This window comes from Falsirhodobacter algicola, from assembly GCF_018279165.1.
Taxonomy (GTDB): Bacteria; Pseudomonadota; Alphaproteobacteria; order Rhodobacterales; family Rhodobacteraceae; genus Falsirhodobacter; species Falsirhodobacter algicola.
The window spans coordinates 158,278-173,701 of sequence record NZ_CP047289.1; the positions used below are offsets into that span (position 1 = coordinate 158,278).

General features: G+C 67.3%; 16 protein-coding genes. 10 read left to right on the forward strand and 6 right to left on the reverse strand.

The window, feature by feature from the left end; translation table 11 throughout:
* The first annotated feature begins 60 nt into the window (after positions 1 to 60).
* Positions 61 to 555 (forward strand): MarR family winged helix-turn-helix transcriptional regulator, encoded by a 495-nt coding sequence (locus GR316_RS00845; RefSeq protein WP_211784194.1) that lies wholly within the window; start codon positions 61 to 63, stop codon positions 553 to 555.
* Here GR316_RS00845 and GR316_RS00850 read toward each other — a convergent pair.
* From GR316_RS00850 to GR316_RS00860, 3 genes are all read right to left on the reverse strand, one after another.
* Positions 549 to 2,552, reverse strand: a complete 2,004-nt coding sequence (locus tag GR316_RS00850) for a capsular polysaccharide biosynthesis protein (protein ID WP_390625168.1) — start codon at positions 2,550 to 2,552, stop codon at positions 549 to 551. The genes GR316_RS00845 and GR316_RS00850 overlap by 7 nt on opposite strands.
* Positions 2,539 to 3,669 carry a polysaccharide biosynthesis/export family protein gene (locus GR316_RS00855; protein ID WP_390625188.1) on the reverse strand — a complete coding sequence of 377 codons (1,131 nt, stop codon included), beginning with the start codon at positions 3,667 to 3,669 and terminating at the stop codon, positions 2,539 to 2,541. Before GR316_RS00855 ends, GR316_RS00850 begins: the two co-directional genes overlap by 14 nt.
* Positions 3,670 to 3,749: 80 nt before the next feature.
* Complete coding sequence (locus tag GR316_RS00860; RefSeq protein WP_211784196.1) at positions 3,750 to 5,024, reverse strand: capsule biosynthesis protein; 1,275 nt, start codon at positions 5,022 to 5,024, stop codon at positions 3,750 to 3,752.
* 125 nt (positions 5,025 to 5,149) lie between these two features.
* Here GR316_RS00860 and GR316_RS00865 point away from each other — a divergent pair, with 125 nt between their 5' ends.
* From GR316_RS00865 to GR316_RS00890, 6 genes are all read left to right on the forward strand, one after another.
* Positions 5,150 to 5,737, forward strand: a complete 588-nt coding sequence (locus GR316_RS00865) for a riboflavin synthase (RefSeq protein WP_211784197.1) — start codon at positions 5,150 to 5,152, stop codon at positions 5,735 to 5,737.
* A complete protein-coding gene (locus GR316_RS00870) occupies positions 5,728 to 6,279 on the forward strand; it encodes a hypothetical protein (protein WP_211784198.1) in 552 nt (183 codons plus the stop codon). The genes GR316_RS00865 and GR316_RS00870 overlap by 10 nt, the downstream gene beginning before the upstream one ends.
* Positions 6,280 to 6,329: 50 nt before the next feature.
* Entirely contained in the window at positions 6,330 to 7,430 is a 1,101-nt protein-coding gene (ribB, locus tag GR316_RS00875) for a 3,4-dihydroxy-2-butanone-4-phosphate synthase (RefSeq protein ID WP_211784199.1), read from the forward strand.
* A 1-nt stretch (position 7,431) separates the two neighbouring features.
* Positions 7,432 to 7,971: a 6,7-dimethyl-8-ribityllumazine synthase gene (locus GR316_RS00880; protein WP_211784200.1), complete on the forward strand. Its 540-nt coding sequence runs from the start codon at positions 7,432 to 7,434 to the stop codon at positions 7,969 to 7,971.
* Entirely contained in the window at positions 7,968 to 8,429 is a 462-nt protein-coding gene (nusB, locus tag GR316_RS00885; protein ID WP_249218785.1) for a transcription antitermination factor NusB, read from the forward strand. Before GR316_RS00880 ends, nusB begins: the two co-directional genes overlap by 4 nt.
* A 343-nt stretch (positions 8,430 to 8,772) precedes the next feature.
* Positions 8,773 to 9,657: a DUF481 domain-containing protein gene (locus GR316_RS00890; protein ID WP_211784201.1), complete on the forward strand. Its 885-nt coding sequence runs from the start codon at positions 8,773 to 8,775 to the stop codon at positions 9,655 to 9,657.
* A gap of 277 nt (positions 9,658 to 9,934) precedes the next feature.
* Here GR316_RS00890 and GR316_RS00895 read toward each other — a convergent pair whose 3' ends face one another.
* A complete protein-coding gene (locus tag GR316_RS00895) occupies positions 9,935 to 10,963 on the reverse strand; it encodes a cysteine synthase A (protein WP_211784202.1) in 1,029 nt (342 codons plus the stop codon).
* Between the two features lie 103 nt (positions 10,964 to 11,066).
* On the opposite strand from GR316_RS00895, the gene GR316_RS00900 reads away from it, so the two are divergent.
* Genes GR316_RS00900 through gph form a run of 3 tightly spaced genes read left to right on the forward strand, consistent with a single transcriptional unit; the run spans position 11,067 to position 13,197 of the window.
* On the forward strand, positions 11,067 to 12,197 hold the full coding sequence (locus GR316_RS00900) for an S-(hydroxymethyl)glutathione dehydrogenase/class III alcohol dehydrogenase (protein WP_211784203.1): 1,131 nt from the start codon (positions 11,067 to 11,069) through the stop codon (positions 12,195 to 12,197).
* Positions 12,197 to 12,565 carry a c-type cytochrome gene (locus GR316_RS00905; protein WP_211784204.1) on the forward strand — a complete coding sequence of 123 codons (369 nt, stop codon included), beginning with the start codon at positions 12,197 to 12,199 and terminating at the stop codon, positions 12,563 to 12,565. The genes GR316_RS00900 and GR316_RS00905 overlap by 1 nt, the downstream gene beginning before the upstream one ends.
* Complete coding sequence (gene gph / locus GR316_RS00910) at positions 12,562 to 13,197, forward strand: phosphoglycolate phosphatase (RefSeq protein WP_211784205.1); 636 nt, start codon at positions 12,562 to 12,564, stop codon at positions 13,195 to 13,197. The genes GR316_RS00905 and gph overlap by 4 nt, the downstream gene beginning before the upstream one ends.
* On the opposite strand, the gene GR316_RS00915 is transcribed toward gph, so the two are convergent.
* Both GR316_RS00915 and GR316_RS00920 read right to left on the reverse strand, forming a co-directional pair.
* A complete protein-coding gene (locus GR316_RS00915; protein ID WP_211784206.1) occupies positions 13,182 to 14,453 on the reverse strand; it encodes a cytochrome P450 in 1,272 nt (423 codons plus the stop codon). The genes gph and GR316_RS00915 overlap by 16 nt on opposite strands.
* 142 nt (positions 14,454 to 14,595) lie before the next feature.
* Positions 14,596 to 15,171, reverse strand: a complete 576-nt coding sequence (locus GR316_RS00920; protein WP_211784207.1) for a GcrA family cell cycle regulator — start codon at positions 15,169 to 15,171, stop codon at positions 14,596 to 14,598.
* Positions 15,172 to 15,424: the final 253 nt, after the last annotated feature.

Here is a 15,424-nt window from a genome sequence, read left to right on the forward strand (position 1 = left end):
TTTACGCGATGTTTCCTATTTGTGCCGATGCTGCCCCCTGACAGGGAAAGGATCGGCAGGATGGATGCACATGTCTTGGGCAGCGGAGAGGAGGCGCAGATCGCGCTTCCCTATCGTGAGATGCTGTCTTTGGTGGAGCGGCTTCACCGCCTGATGCTCGATGTCGTGAAGGACGAGTTCGAGCGGATGCGCATCGTGGAGATCAATCCGGTGCAGGCGCTGCTGCTGTTCAACATCGGCCCGCATGAGGTGACGGCGGGGGAGCTCAAGACCCGCGGCTATTACCAAGGCTCGAATGTCAGCTACAACCTGAAGAAGCTGGTGGATCTGGGCTATATGCACCACGAACGCTCGGCGGTGGATCGCCGGTCGGTGCGCGTGCGGCTGACGGACAAGGGGCGGGACATTCACGATGCGTTGTCGGGGTTGTTCGACCGCCATGCCGGTCAGTTGCAGCGGCGCGAGATCGTGACCCCGCTGGGCATGGAGGATGCCGCCCATCTGTTGCGGCGGCTGGAACGGTTCTGGACCGAGCAGATCCGCTATATCTACTGACGCCACAGCCGGGCATGGCCCGCCAGAGCGCCCTGCGCCTTGGCCAGTAGCCGGTTGGCGCGGCCCGGATGCGGGATGCGGCCGGTGATCAGGCGGTCCAGCACCACTTCGGGCGGGCAGGGCGCGCGGCTGACCGGATCGAAACAGCGCGGATAGGCGATGAGGGCGGCATGCGCCAGCCGCCACAGCGGGCGCGGTGCCCGTCGCCCGGTCGGGGGCGCCATGTCCTGCGTCAGGCCCCACCCGGCATAGAAGGGCGTTCCAAGGCAGGTGACTTTCCGTCCGCGCAGCAGCGCCTCGAATCCCAGAAGGGAGGTCATCGTCCAAACCTCGTCGCAGGCTTCGATCAGGGCGGCGGGATCGGCGCGATGGGCGACGATGTCGGCATCGGCGGCGTCGATCGCGCCGGGGCGCAGGCCCGCCTCCACATCGGGATGGGGCTTGAAGACGATGACGGCCCCCGGATGGGCGGTGCGCGCCGCCGCCAGCAGCGCGGCGTTGGTCCGCACGCTCCCCGCCCCCAGCCGGATGGAGGCGTCATCCTCCACCTGTCCCGGTACGAGGATGCGATGGCCGGGCGGCAGCGCCGGAGCCGCGCCCCCCAGATTGTATTTCGTCAACCGATGCGCCGTCAGCCGGGCCAGAAACGCCTCGATCCGCGCTTCGGCCCCGGCCGGGGGCGGATCGAGGATCAGGCGTTCCAGACGGCTGGGCCGCGACGGATCGTAATAGATGCCGAGATCGTCGGCCACGAGCGACAGCGGCGGCACCAGTTCCGCCCCCAGCCCGCGCGAGCGGAGGAACCCATCCTCCACCCGGCGCAGCACCGTGGGGGCGGGCGGGGTCGGCGCCTCGCGCCCGGCCCAGATCAAAAGATCGCGCCCGCTGCGCGCGGCCTCGGCCGCCGCTTTGGCCGGATCGTCGCGAAAGCGCAGTGGGGCCTCTTGCCCGAACACCGCCTGCAAGCGCCCCCGCTTCCACAGCCGCATGCCGGCGGCGACATGGCCGCGCCGATCGTCGCGAAAGGCGCGGACCTCGGCCTCGAGCTGGTCCACCGCCTCCTCAAAGGGGCAGAGGCGGTCGCGGCAGGGATCGTACCACAAGGGCGCCTCGATCATGGCGGCGGCAAAGAGGCGCGCGGGCGTCGGGCGCGCGGTGCGGCGCGGCAGGGGGGCGTCATCCTCGCTCAGGCCCCAGCCGGCATAGAAGGGCTGACCGAAGACGCGGGGACGGTGGCCGGCAAGAATCGCCTCGAACCCCATCTGCGAGGATACGGTATAGACCCGCGCCGCCCGGTCGAGCAGCGCCCAAGGCGAGACCGTCCCCACCGCCGGCAGGTCCGACGGGAAATGGCCGGGGCGCAACCCCGCCAGCGTTTCGGGATGGGTCTTCACCACGATGCGCGCGCCGGGATTTTCCGCCCGCGCGGCGGCCAGCATCCGGGCGAAGGTCGCGGCATCCGCCCCCGAATGCCGGATGGAGGCATCGCCCCGCACCTGATCCACCACCAGCACGAAACCCGGTTCGGGCAGGGGGGCGGCCGGGTCGAAGCCGTTATATTTGCTCAGATGCAGATGGCGGAGGCGGGCGATGCCATCTTCGGCCCGCGCCAGCAGGCCGGGATCGGCGGGGGGCGCGGCGATGCGGCGCTCAAGCTCCGACGGGGCGGCGCTGTCGAAATGGGCGGTGTGATCCAGCAAGAGGCCAAGAGGGCCGCGCCGGTCCGCACGCCCCGGATGGACCGAGCGCAGGAACGCATCTTCGAGCCGGTAGAGGGGGACATTGCGGGCGGCGGCGATCCGTTCGCCCCGATGCGCATAGGGGCTGCGCCCCCAGACGATGACGCCATCCCCATCGCGGGGCAGGCCAAGCCGCAGATCGTGCCCGGCAAGTGTCAGGATGCGGCGCAGGCGCGGTTGGCGCAAAAGCCCGGCATTGTAGTAGAAAAGCCGCCGAGGTGCCCCGGCGGCCGTTCGATCGCTGTTACTGGCCGACACTGGTGAGGGAGTCGGCGGCGCTGGTGGTGCCCAGAATGGCCTGAACCGTCTTGGTCCATTGGACGAAGGGCGCTTCGGTGACATAGAGCGTGTCACCGTCGTCGATGCGGAAGTCCCGCGCCTCGAACAGGCCCGACGGTTCGGTCAGGTTCAGCACATAGGCCACCCGCTGCGGCGTCGTGATGTCGGTGCGGCCGGTCAGCGCGCGGACCGTGGCGGGATCTTCGTCGCGGAAGACGAAGACGCCCTTCGGATCGGCGAGGTTGGTCTGAAGGCCGCCGACGGTGGCGATCGCCTCGATAGCCGACAGATCGCGCGTCTCGAACGGGACGACGGACTGGCCGGTCGCGCCGAGGGCGATGAACTTGCGGGTGTCCCGCTCCACGGTGATGCGGTCGCCGGGGCGCAGGGCGATGTCGTCCTCGGGGTGATCGTAGAGATCCTGAAGCCAGATCTGCCCGGTCTGGCTGCCGCGCGTCACGCGCACCAGCGTCACCTGCGGATCTTCGGTGCTGCCCCCGGCGGCGGCCAGCATGGCCGTCAGCGTGCGGGTCGGCTGCTCCAGCGGGAAGACGCCGCGCGTCCCGGCCGAGCCGGTGACCGTCACGGTGGAGCCGTCGCCGGCCACGCGCTGCACCAGCACCTGCGGATCGGGCGTCTGGTTCGACAGCGCGCGCGTCAGCGTTTCGCGCAGCGAGTCGGGCGTCTGCCCGGCGGCGCGGATACGTCCGGCATAGGGCACGAAGATATTGCCCTGACCATCGACCTGAAGCTGGTTCAGCGCGGAAACGCGCTGCCCCGAATTGCCCAGAAGCGGATCGTCCCGCACGTTTTCATAGACGGTCACGGTCAACTGGTCGCCCGCCGCGATCGTGTCCGAACCCACGAGGCCGGCACCGCGGAACGCGCTGCCGAAGCCATAGGTGGCCTCCTGAGACGTGATCCGCGTCACCTGCGGCGTCACGGCGAAGATGAAGGCATCGCCCCCGTTCTCCACGGAGCTGGCATAGATTTCGCGTTTGTTGGGACCGGAGCGGGGCAGCCCGCACGCGGCCACCGCACTCATCACGGTCAGCAGAATCGCAATGCGTGCGACCCTGGTCAGGTTCGGCTTCACGTCCACGTTACCCTCGTCCGGATTTTTTTTTTCGATATTACAGAGATCGCCTGAGGATGCGAGCCAAAATTCGGCCGCATTCACCGCAGAATGCGCACCTGAAGGCGGGGGGAGGCGTGTCCGGCCGACAATGCGTCGTAGGGGTCCACCTCCGAAAGCATCATATCGACCACCTGACGCAGCAGCGCCCGCCGCCCCCGCGCGGAATAAAATCCCCCCGGAACCTGTGATGTTTCAAGAAGGTAGTGGCGATAGTCGCGATAGGCACGGGCATCGGGCCGCTGAGGTGCGGCGAAGAATTCGGGCAAGGGCTGGGGCGAGACGAAGGCGTCTTTGCCATAGACGGCCGCCCCCGTCGCTTTCAGGGGCAAACCGCGCCACAGCACCTGCTGGGCGGCGGTGGAATTGACGGTGATGGCGCTGCGGGCATCGTTCAACAGCTTCGCCAGCTTGCCCCCGCGCACGAAATGCACCCGTTTCGTGATCCCGAGGCTTTGGGCCAGATCGCGGATGTCGGCGGCGACGGGGGTGCGGCCATCCTCCAGCGGGTGGCTCTTGAACACCAGATGATGATGGCGCGGCGCGCCTTCGGCAAAGCCCTCCATCACCTCCTGCAGGAAATCGCGCAGCGTGGCGTAGGGGGAATGCATGCGGAAACTGGAGTCGTGCTCCAGTTGCAGCAGCACGAGGTGGTAGGGAAAGCCGCCGCGCATGATTCGCCGCGAGGCGATCCGCCGTTCCACATGATGCACGGGCATCAGGGCCAGTCGGCGCAGATAGAGGCGAAACTCCTCCTGCACCGTCAGCGATCTGTGGGGGCGGAAGTTCGGCCAGCCGCGCCCGAACAGGACGAAGCCGTGATAGACCGCGCCCCAGAACATATGCTCCTTCATGTCGCCCCACAGGGCCGGCGCCTCGGGGAATTCCATGTCGGACCGGGCCAGCGCCTCGCGCATCGCGGGCACGTCGATCGTCATCAGCCGCGAATGCCCGTTGGAACCGCCGCGTTCATAGGTCACCCAATGCGGGCGCAGATAGCCTTCCTCGAAGACGTGGACGGTGATGCCCAACTCGCGCGCGATGGCGACGGCCTGCGCGTGGACCGGGCGCGTATCGCCGTAGAGGACGAGGTCCGTGACCGCCCGCTCCTCCACGATGCGGCGGAAGGTCTGCGGCCAATGCGCGTGATCCTCTTGGAAGGGGATGAAGTGGCGCTTGGGCCAGAACACCTCGTCGCCGCGGTTGAATCCGACGCGCGCCACCGCCGCGCCCGACGCCGCGATCCCGCGCGCCAGCGTCCTGAACCAAGGCCCGTGCGGGCCTTGAAGGAAAAGGAAGCTGCGCCTGCCTGTCATCGTGTCCGCCCTTCGTCCTGCCGCCGGGATGTTACCCGCCATGCGCCGGGGTGCAATCTCTTGCGTCGTGGGCGGGCGGAGGCTAGGCCTTCGTGCGAGGCACCAAAGGCAATGCGAGGACGATCATGTTCACCGGAATCATCACCGATATCGGCCGCGTCGCCGAGATGGAGCAGCGGGGCGATCTGCGCGCCCGCATCACCACCTCTTACGACACGAGTACGATCGACATCGGCGCCTCCATCGCCTGCGAAGGGGTCTGTCTGACCGTGGTGCGGCTGGGGCCGGACTGGTTCGACGTGGAAATCTCGGCCGAGACGGTGGGCGTGACGACCGCCGCCGACTGGACCGAGGGGCGGCGGCTGAACCTCGAACGTGCGCTGCGCGTCGGGGATGAGTTGGGCGGGCATATCGTGTCGGGCCATGTGGACGGTTTGGCCGAAGTGGTGGGCCTGTCGCAGGACGGCGACAGTCTGCGCGTGACCTTCCGCGCGCCCGAGGCGCTGGCGAAATTCATCGCGCCCAAGGGCTCGGTCACGCTAAACGGCACCTCGCTGACGGTGAACGAGGTGGCGGGCGTCGATTTCGGGGTGAACCTGATCCCGCACACGCAGGCGGTGACGACTTGGGGCGATGTCGCGCTGGGCGACCGCATCAACCTCGAGGTGGATACGATGGCCCGCTATGTCGCGCGGCTGCGCGAATGGGCCTGATCGGCCATAACGGGGGGCCGGGGCTGGAGGGCCATGCCTTCCGGCGGCTGGCATGGACCAAGGCGCGGGCGGCGCTGATGCCGCGCCTTCCGGTGGAGGTGGTGCGCCTGCGGGTGCGCCGCGCGGCGGAACTGGGGCTGGATTACAGCACCTATGCGGGCATCCGGGCGCAGACGGGGCATGACGTGATCGCGCTCCTCTTTTCCACGAACGCGCTGCGGATGCTGCGGCCGGGGCAGGGGGATGCGGCGCGGATCGCCGCGCTGTCGGCGGTGAAGGCCGGGCGCGCGTTGGCCGTCGCGCCGCCGATGCCCGTGGATGCGGCGGCGGCGGACCTGAACGCCCGCGGCCTGCCCTTGGATTGCGCGGGCGCTGCGCCGGGGCTTCTGCCATGGCCGGCGCTGCGGGAGCGGATCGCGGATCTGCGCCGGAACTGGCCCGCCGACCGCGTGCTCCTGATCGCCGAGACGATGGGCGAACGGGACTGGGTGGAGGCCGGGCGTCTGGCCGGACACATCCCCGCCAATAGGTATTTCGCCTAGCATCCGTTGCGCGTGCGGAGTATGTCCGGGCCATCCGCGCGGAGAATGCCATGACCGAGACCACCGAATTCAGCGACGCCATCTCCTCCATCGAGGAGATCATCGAAGACGCCCGCAACGGCCGCATGTTCATTCTCGTCGATCACGAAGATCGCGAGAACGAGGGCGATCTGGTGATCCCGGCGCAGATGTGCACCCCTGCCGCGATCAACTTCATGGCGACGCATGGGCGCGGGCTGATCTGCCTCGCGCTGCCCTCGGCCCGCATCGAGGCGCTGGGCCTGCCGCAGATGAGCGCGAGCAACGGCAGCCGCCACGAAACCGCCTTCACCCTGTCCATCGAGGCGAAGGAGGGGGTGACGACCGGCATCTCCGCCCATGACCGCGCACGCACCGTGTCCGTCGCGATCGACCCGACCAAGGGCGCGGCCGACATCCATTCGCCGGGCCATGTCTTCCCGCTGCGCGCGCGCGATGGCGGCGTGCTGGTGCGCGCGGGCCATACCGAAGCGGCGGTCGACGTGTCGCGGCTGGCCGGGCTGAACGCCTCGGGCGTGATCTGCGAGATCATGAACGAGGACGGCACCATGTCGCGCCTGCCGGACCTCGTGTCCTTTGCGCAGCGCCACGGGCTGAAGATCGGCACCATCTCCGACCTCATCGCCTATCGCCGCCGCCACGACAATCTGGTGAGCGAGCGCGAGGTGCGCCATGTGCAATCCGTGCATGGCGGCGCGTGGATGATGCGCCTGTTCACCGACGAGCCGACGGGCACCGAACATATCGTGCTGACCAAGGGCGACATCACGACCCCCGATCCGGTGCTGACGCGCATCCATGTGCTGAACCCGCTGGAGGATATCATCGGCCTGACCGCCGGGCGCACCGACGAGGTGCCCGCCGCGATGGAGGCCGTCGCAGCCGAAGGGCGCGGCGTGATCGTGCTGCTGCGCGACGCCACCCCCAAATTGGCCGCTGCGGGCGAAGCCTCGCCGCAGACGCTGCGCAATTACGGGGTCGGGGCGCAGATTCTGGCCGCGCTGGGGTTGCACAGCCTCGAACTATTGACCAATTCGGCGGCTCCCAAGGTGGTGGGTCTGGAGGCCTATGGCCTCTCCATCGCGGGAACACGCTCCATCAGGAAGGACTGACATGGCTGCTTCGGAACAGCATCACACCCTGCCGCTGCCCACCTTCGAGGCGCCGGTGAAACTGGCGATCGTCGTGTCGCCCTATTACGGCGACATCGCGGAGGAACTCGTGGCCGGTGCGCGCGCCGTGGCCGAAGAGGTCGGCGCGACGGTGGAGGTGATCGAGGTGCCCGGCGCGCTGGAGATCCCGTCCGCCATCGCCATCTGCGAACGGCAGGCGGAGTTCGACGGCTATGTCGCGCTCGGTTGCGTGATCCGCGGCGAGACGACGCATTACGAGACGGTGTGCAACGATTCCAGCCGCGCCCTGACGCTGCTGGGCCTTCAGGGCGCCTGCATCGGCAACGGCATCCTGACCGTGGAAACGCGCGAACAGGCGGTCGTGCGCGCCGAGGCGGCGGGCCAGAACAAGGGCGGCGGGGCTGCGGCTGCGGCGCTGCATCTCGTGGCGCTGCGCCGCCGGTTCGCCGCGCCGCGCCGCAACATCGGTTTCCGCGCCGACGAGCTGCACCTTGCCAAGGGCGAAGGCACCCTCGCATGACCCCGGCCGAGAAACGTCAGATGAAATCCGCCTCGCGGCTCTATGCCGTGCAGGCGCTGTTCCAGATGGAGGCGCGCGGCCAGACGGTCGAAGCGGTCGCCAAGGAATTCGAAAGCCATCGCTTCGGTGCCGTCTATGACGGCGACGAGATGGCCGAGGGCGAGCCCGATCACTTCCGCCACCTTCTGTCCGAAGCGGTGGAGCGTCAGGCCCGCATCGACCAGATGACCGACCGCGCGCTGGTCGCCAAATGGCCGATCGACCGGATCGATCCGGTGCTGCGTGCACTGTTCCGCGCGGCGGGTGCCGAGTTGACCTTGGGCAACACACCGCCCAAAGTGGTCATCACGGAATTCGTGGATGTGGCCAAAGCCTTCTTCCCCGATGGGCGCGAACCGAAGTTCGTCAATGCCGTTCTGGACCATATGGCCCGAGAGGCCGCCCCCGAGCGCTTCTGAAGCCCTTGGAAACCCGCCGAAAGGCGGGTTTTTTGTTGCGCATATGCAACAGCAAAACCTCACGAAATCTTATCCAATTTTGTAACATCCTCACGGAATGCTCCGAAAGGATGTCTCGCTTCGGGCACAGCGGCTTTGTAACGTTGCGTCAAAACGCGAAATCCGTGCCCTCGCTTGGCACGTTCCCGCCGAACGGGCCGTCAAGGGCTGCTCGGCGTATGCCTCGCATTTTCTTCAACAAAGATGATGCGTATGGACCTTGCACGGTCCCGCCATATGTTCCGTTTCGGCACGAGAAATACGGCCACCCGGCCTGCCGGGCTTCCGTTTGAAAGGACAGGACATGAACAATCAAATGAAAATCGCAGGCGTTTCCGCGCTCGCTCTTATGCTCGGTGCCGCCGCTCCGACCTTCGCCCAGACGGCGTCGGACAGCATCGTGAACCCGAACGCGATCGACGATCAGATCGATCAGCAGCGCTTCGACGTCGAACAGCAGTTCGACCGTTCCAGCGACGCGTTCCGTTACGGCGCTCCGGGCGCTCGTGAAGGCTTCTCGGGCAGCGCCTCGCTCGGCTATTCCGGCGCGACCGGCAACGACGAGAGCCAGAACCTCGACGTCGGCGCCCGCGTCACGCATCACCAAGGTCCGTTCACGCAGAACCTGTCCTTCCTGATGCGCTTCGAAGAAGAAGACAGCGATGCGACCACCGAGAAGGTGTACGGCGTCTATGACGGTCTCTACGACATCAACGACCGCTTCTACGGCTTCATCATGGGCCGTGTGGTCACCGATGGTCTGGCCGACGAAATCACCGACGAAGACATCGACAACGGCAACCTCGACATCGGCGACAAAGTCGAGCAGGACGCCTTCCTCGGCATTGGTCCGGGTTACCGCATCTTCAACCGTCCGGATCTCGCATGGCGCGTTCAGGCCGGTGTCGGTCAGTCCTACCTGAAATACGGTGACGGCGAGAGCGACTCCGAAGTCGGCTACGTGCTGTCCTCGCGCTTCTACTGGGACATCAACCAGAACGTGTTCATCACGATGGACACCGATGCCCTGAACTCGGACGCCGCTCTGCGCGTGAACAACGACCTCGGCGTGAACTTCAAGGTCACGGACGCGTTCTCGACCCGTATCAGCTACCTGACGGACTACAACGAGAGCCGCGCGATCCGCACCGACAACACCCTGGGTGTGTCGCTGGTCTACGGGTTCTAAGAAACCCGGTTTCGTCGCAAGGCGAACCTGAGGGGTGGCGCAAGCCGCCCCTTTTTCATGTCGTGATGGCGGGGGAAGGTGACGGGCCCGCAGCGACCGTGGAGGGTGAGATTTCCCGAGAGCCTGACGAATCAGGTGGGAGCCAGATACCACGGCCAGGACCGTGGCAGAGCCAGCCCCCTCGGAAGTGCTTATCGGCCACTGGAAAAATGCCTCAGCACGAGAAGAGCAGAACCCGTCAGCCCCGAGATAGGATGCCGGGGCGCGGGGCGCAAGATCAGTCCTCGAAGACCTCGGGGATGTCCTTGGGTGCGCGGTCGAGCCATTCGGGAACGGGCAGGCCCTTTTCCTTGAGGAAGGCCGGGTTGAACAGCTTGGACTGATAGCGGTTGCCGTAATCGCACAGGATCGTCACGATCGTATGGCCCGGACCCATCTCGCGCGCCATGCGCACCGCGCCCGCGACGTTGATCCCCGACGATCCGCCGAGGCACAGGCCCTCATCCTCCAGCATGTCGAAGACGATCGGCAGCGCTTCGGAATCCGGGATGCGCCAGCTGAAATCGGGGGTGAAGCCTTCGAGGTTCTTCGTGATCCGGCCCTGACCGATCCCTTCGGTGATGGAGCTGCCGGGCGAGGCGAATTCGCCCGTCGTGTAATAGCTGTGCAGGGCCGCGCCCTCCGGGTCGGCAAGGCCGATCTTCACGCCCTTGGGCTGCAGCGCAAGGCCGACCCCGGCCAGCGTGCCGCCGGAGCCGACGGCGCAGACGAAGCCGTCCACCTTGCCGCCGGTCTGTTCCCAGATCTCGGGGCCGGTCGTTTCGATATGGGCCTGACGGTTGGCGACGTTGTCGAACTGGTTGGCCCAGATCACGCCATTCGGCTCGGACCGCGCCAGCTCCTTGGCCAGCCGCTCGGAATAGCGGACATAGTTGTTGGGGTTCTTGTAGGGGGCGGCGGGCACTTGCACCAGTTCGGCCCCGGCAAGGCGCAGCATGTCCTTCTTTTCCTGACTTTGCGTTTCAGGAATGACGATCACGGTGCGAAAACCCATGGACGCGCCGACGAGGGCGAGGCCGATCCCGGTATTACCGGCCGTCCCCTCGACGATGGTGCCGCCGGGCTTCAGCGCCCCGCGCGCGATGGCGTCGCGGATGATGAACAGCGCCGCGCGGTCCTTCACGGACTGGCCGGGGTTCAGGAACTCGCATTTGCCGAGTATGTCGCATCCCGTCTCTTCGGAGGCGCGCTTCAGGCGGATCAGGGGGGTGTTGCCGATGGCGTCGGCCAGATCGATACGGATCATGCGGGATACTCCTGTTTGCCGTAAGGTTTAGGGTGGCGATCCCCCGCTTGCAAGGCGCGGCCCCACCGGGCAGAACAGGGACAGCCAATGAAGGAGAGCCGCCATGCGCACCCGTGCCGCCGTCGCCATCGCCCCCGGTCAGCCGCTGGAGATCATGGAGGTGAACCTCGAAGGTCCGAAGAAGGGCGAGGTTCTGGTCGAGATCAAGGCGACCGGCATCTGCCACACCGACGCCTTCACCCTGTCGGGCGCCGATCCCGAAGGCATGTTCCCGGCCATCCTCGGCCATGAGGGCGCGGGCATCGTGCTGGAGGTGGGCGAGGGCGTGACCACGCTGAAGCCGGGCGACCACGTCATCCCGCTCTACACCCCCGAATGCCGCGAATGCCCGAGCTGCCTGTCGCGCAAGACGAACCTCTGCACCTCCATCCGGGGGACGCAGGGGCAGGGGCTGATGCCGGACGGCACGACGCGGTTCTCGATGCTGGATGGAACGCCGATCCTGCATTACATGGGCTGCTCCACCTTCGCCAACCACACCGTCGTGCCGGAGATCGCGCTGGCCAAGGTCGATCCCGAAGCGCCGTTCGACAAGATCTGCTATATCGGCTGCGGCGTGACGACCGGGATCGGCGCCGTCATCAACACCGCCAAGGTGGAGATCGGATCGAAGGCGGTCGTCTTCGGTCTGGGCGGCATCGGCCTCAACGTTATTCAAGGGCTGAAGATGGCCGGGGCCGACATGATCATCGGCGTCGATCTGAACAACGACAAGAAGGAATGGGGCGAACGCTTCGGCATGACCCATTTCGTCAACCCGTCCGAGATCGACGGTCCCCTCGTTGCGCATCTGGTGGAGATGACGAAGACCCCGATCGACCAGATCGGCGGGGCGGATTATTCGTTCGACTGCACCGGCAATGTGAAGGTGATGCGCGACGCGCTGGAATGCACCCATCGCGGCTGGGGCGTGTCGGTGGTGATCGGCGTGGCCCCGGCGGGCGCCGAGATCCAGACCCGGCCGTTCCAACTGGTGACGGGGCGCGTCTGGAAGGGCTCGGCCTTCGGCGGGGCGCGGGGGCGCACGGATGTGCCGCAGATCGTGGATTGGTACATGGACGGCAAGATCGAGATCGATCCCATGATCACCCACACCCTGACGCTGGACCGGATCAACGAGGGTTTCGATCTGATGCACGAGGGCAAGAGCATCCGCAGCGTCGTGGTGTTCTGATGCGCTGGCTGGTCATCCTTGCCGCCTTGGCCTCTGGCCCCGCCTTTGCGCAGGATGCCGAAAATGGCGCGAAGGTGTTCCGCAAGTGCATGGCCTGCCATTCGCTGGCCGAGGGCATGAACCGCAACGGCCCCACGCTGCACGATCTGGTGGGCCGCCCCGTCGCCAAGCAGGAACGCTATGCCTATTCGGCGGCGCTGCGCGATCTGGGCATGTCGGGCGCGGTCTGGGATGCCGAACGCTTGTCGGCCTTCCTTGCCGATCCCAAAGGGGCGGTGCCGGGCACGAAGATGGTCTTTGCCGGCCTGCGCGATCCGCAGGACGTGGCCGACATCGTCGCCTATCTGACCGAGGAAACCGCCGAATGAGGATCGTGTTCGACCTCGACGGCACCTTGGTCGACACCCTTCCCGAAATCCACGGCGCGGCCACCGCCATGCTGACCGAGTTCGGCCACGAGGCGCTGCCCACCGCCACCATCCGCCGCTTCATCGGGCACGGGGTGGAGGCGCTGGTCGGCCAAGTCCACGACACCGTGCGCGGCGCCGAGGATCGCGCGATCTGGGTGGAGGTGTTCAACCGCCATTACGCCCGCATCAATGGCACGTTGGTGCAGCCCTTCGACGGGGTGACGGCGGCGCTTCGGGTGCTGGGGGATGGGGCGCGGATGGGCATCTGCACCAACAAGCCCGAGGCGCTGGCCCGCGGCGTGGTGGAGGCGCTGCGCCTCGGCCCGTTCGAGGCGCTGATCGGCGGCGATACGATGCCCGTCCGCAAGCCCGATCCGGCCCCGCTTCTGGCCGTGGCCGAAGCCTTGGGCGAGGGGCCGATCCTCTATGTCGGCGATGGCGAGGTGGATGCCGAAACGGCGGCGCGGGCGGGGATCGACTTCGCGCTGTTCACCGGCGGCTATCGCAAGGCCGAACCCGAGGATCTGCCGCACCGCCTGCGCTTCGATCATTGGGCGGATCTTGCGGCGCTGGTTCAGTCGATCCGCTGAACGCGGATGCGCATGCCCGATGCGGGCTGCGCCGGGATGCGGTCCATCGCCACCGACAGATCCTGCGGCGGCACGTCGTAGCTCATCTCGCAGCACAGCATCCGCACCGCCGATTCCATCAGCGCCAGCGTCGCCGCCTCGCCGGGGCAGCGATGGGTGGTGGCGACATCGCCGCCGCCCTGCGGCACGAAGGACGGATCGTTCAGCCGCCAATCCAGCATCCGTTCGGGGCGGAAGGCCTGCGGGCGGGGGAAGTGGCGCGCATCCTGCGCCGTGCCGTAGATGTCGAAGAGCAGCCATGACCCGGCGGGCAACGTCGCCCCGTGCCATGTCAGATCGCGCGTGGCGCGGGCGGCGGTGAAGGGGAAGAAGGGCGCGGTGCGGCGCACCTCCTCGCAGAAGTCCGAGATGAAATCGGCATTGCCGCTGCGGAACAGCCCACACCAGATCGGATGATCGTGCAGCGCCTTGGCGGCGAAGGCGACATAGCGCCCCACGGCGACGATCGGGCGCAGAAGGTTCAGCACCTCCACCGCCGCAACCTCCAGCGGAAGGTCCTTGCCGATGATGGCGAGGGGGGTGGCCGCCGCATCGGCGCTGCCCCGGACGGCCGCGATCTCGCGGCGGAGCCAACGCTCGATCCCCCGGCGGCGCCACAGCGCCAGCGCGGTGGAGGGGCCGAAATGTCCGGACCGATCGCTCATGGCAAAGAGATCGCGCGTCAGGCGGCGCAGATCGGCGGGGGCGGGATAGAGGCCGACCCAATGGCAGGCGGCGCGGGTCAGCGCGCTGTTCGCCAGATCCAGCACCGACACCTCGAGGCCGGGATGCAGCTCGGCGCGCCATGCGGCTTCGAACCCGCGGCGGAGCGAGTCGATCCGGCCCGGATCCATCACGAGGCGGATGAACATCGCCTTGCGGCGGCGATGCTCCTCGCCATCGAGTTGCTGCACGCTGCCCTTGTCCTGCAACAGGCGCAGGACCGTCGTGGGCATCGCGCCGGTGCGGGTCAGCCCTTCGGCCCCATAGAGAAGCTGGCTTGCCTCCGGGCCGCGCAGGCAGATTGCCTCCCGGCCCATCAGGCGGGCGCGGAACCCGTCCACCCCCAACCGGTCGCAGCCATGGCCGATGAAGCCGTAGCCCTGACGCAACAGCGTCACCGTGTGATCGACACCGGGAAGCCGGGGAAGCGGGGCGGGGAACGCGGATGTTGCGCCGGCCCGATGGCCGAAAGCGTCCTGGTCCTGACGTGACATCCGTTGATCCTTTCGTCTTGCACCGCAAGGCATGGGCACAAAATCTCGCCCCTCAACGCGCAAAGGGGCGGCAGGTTCCACGAAAAACGAAAAAAGGCGCGGAACGGGTCCGCGCCTTTGGTATCGGATGGGAAAAGGGGCCTTAGCGGCGGCGGTCGCGCCGCGCGCTCATGGGTTGGAAGGCCACGCCCACATGCGCCTCGCAATAGGGTTTGCCAGCGGCCGAGGGCAGGCCGCAGAACCAGAACTCCTCGGTGGCCGGATCGCCGATGGGCCATTTGCAGGTCCGCTCGGTCAGGTCCATCAGGCCCAGCTTGCGGGCGCGCTTTTCCACCTCGCGCTGCGAGGCGAGCGCCTCGGGGCTGATCTCGTTGGCCGAAGGCTGCGGCGGCAGCGGTTGACCGGCGGGCACGATCGGGCGGCGGGCCGGGATCGGCGCGGCGGGGGCCGGGGCCGGGCGGGCCACCGGCTCGGGCGCGGCCTGTTCGGGTTCGGGCGCGGGCGGGGCGACATCCACCTTCGGCTCGGCCGCCGGGGCGGCGGGGGCCGGGGCGATCTCCTCGCCTTCGGTGCCGCGGTTCGACAGGCCCAGACGATGGACCTTGCCGATGACGGCATTACGGGTGACGCCGCCAAGCTCCTTGGCGATCTGGCTGGCCGACTGGCCCTCCGTCCACATCCGCTTCAGGGTTTCAACGCGTTCATCTGTCCAGGACATGCAGGGTCTTCCGCTGAGGGGTTCCGCCAGGCGCGTATCTTATCCGCGCGAGGGGCCGAGATACAAGCGCAGGGTGCCGATTTCAAGACCCGGGCCCCGAATCCTCTTGTCAGGCGCGGCGCGCGTGGAGTAACGCTGTGCCATGATCGCACGGACCGCATATCGCCCCCGACGTCGCTGACGTTCCGATCGCGCCCTTCGCGCGGGCGACCACCCTTGCGCGCATTCCCCTTATGACATTGACTTGCAGGCG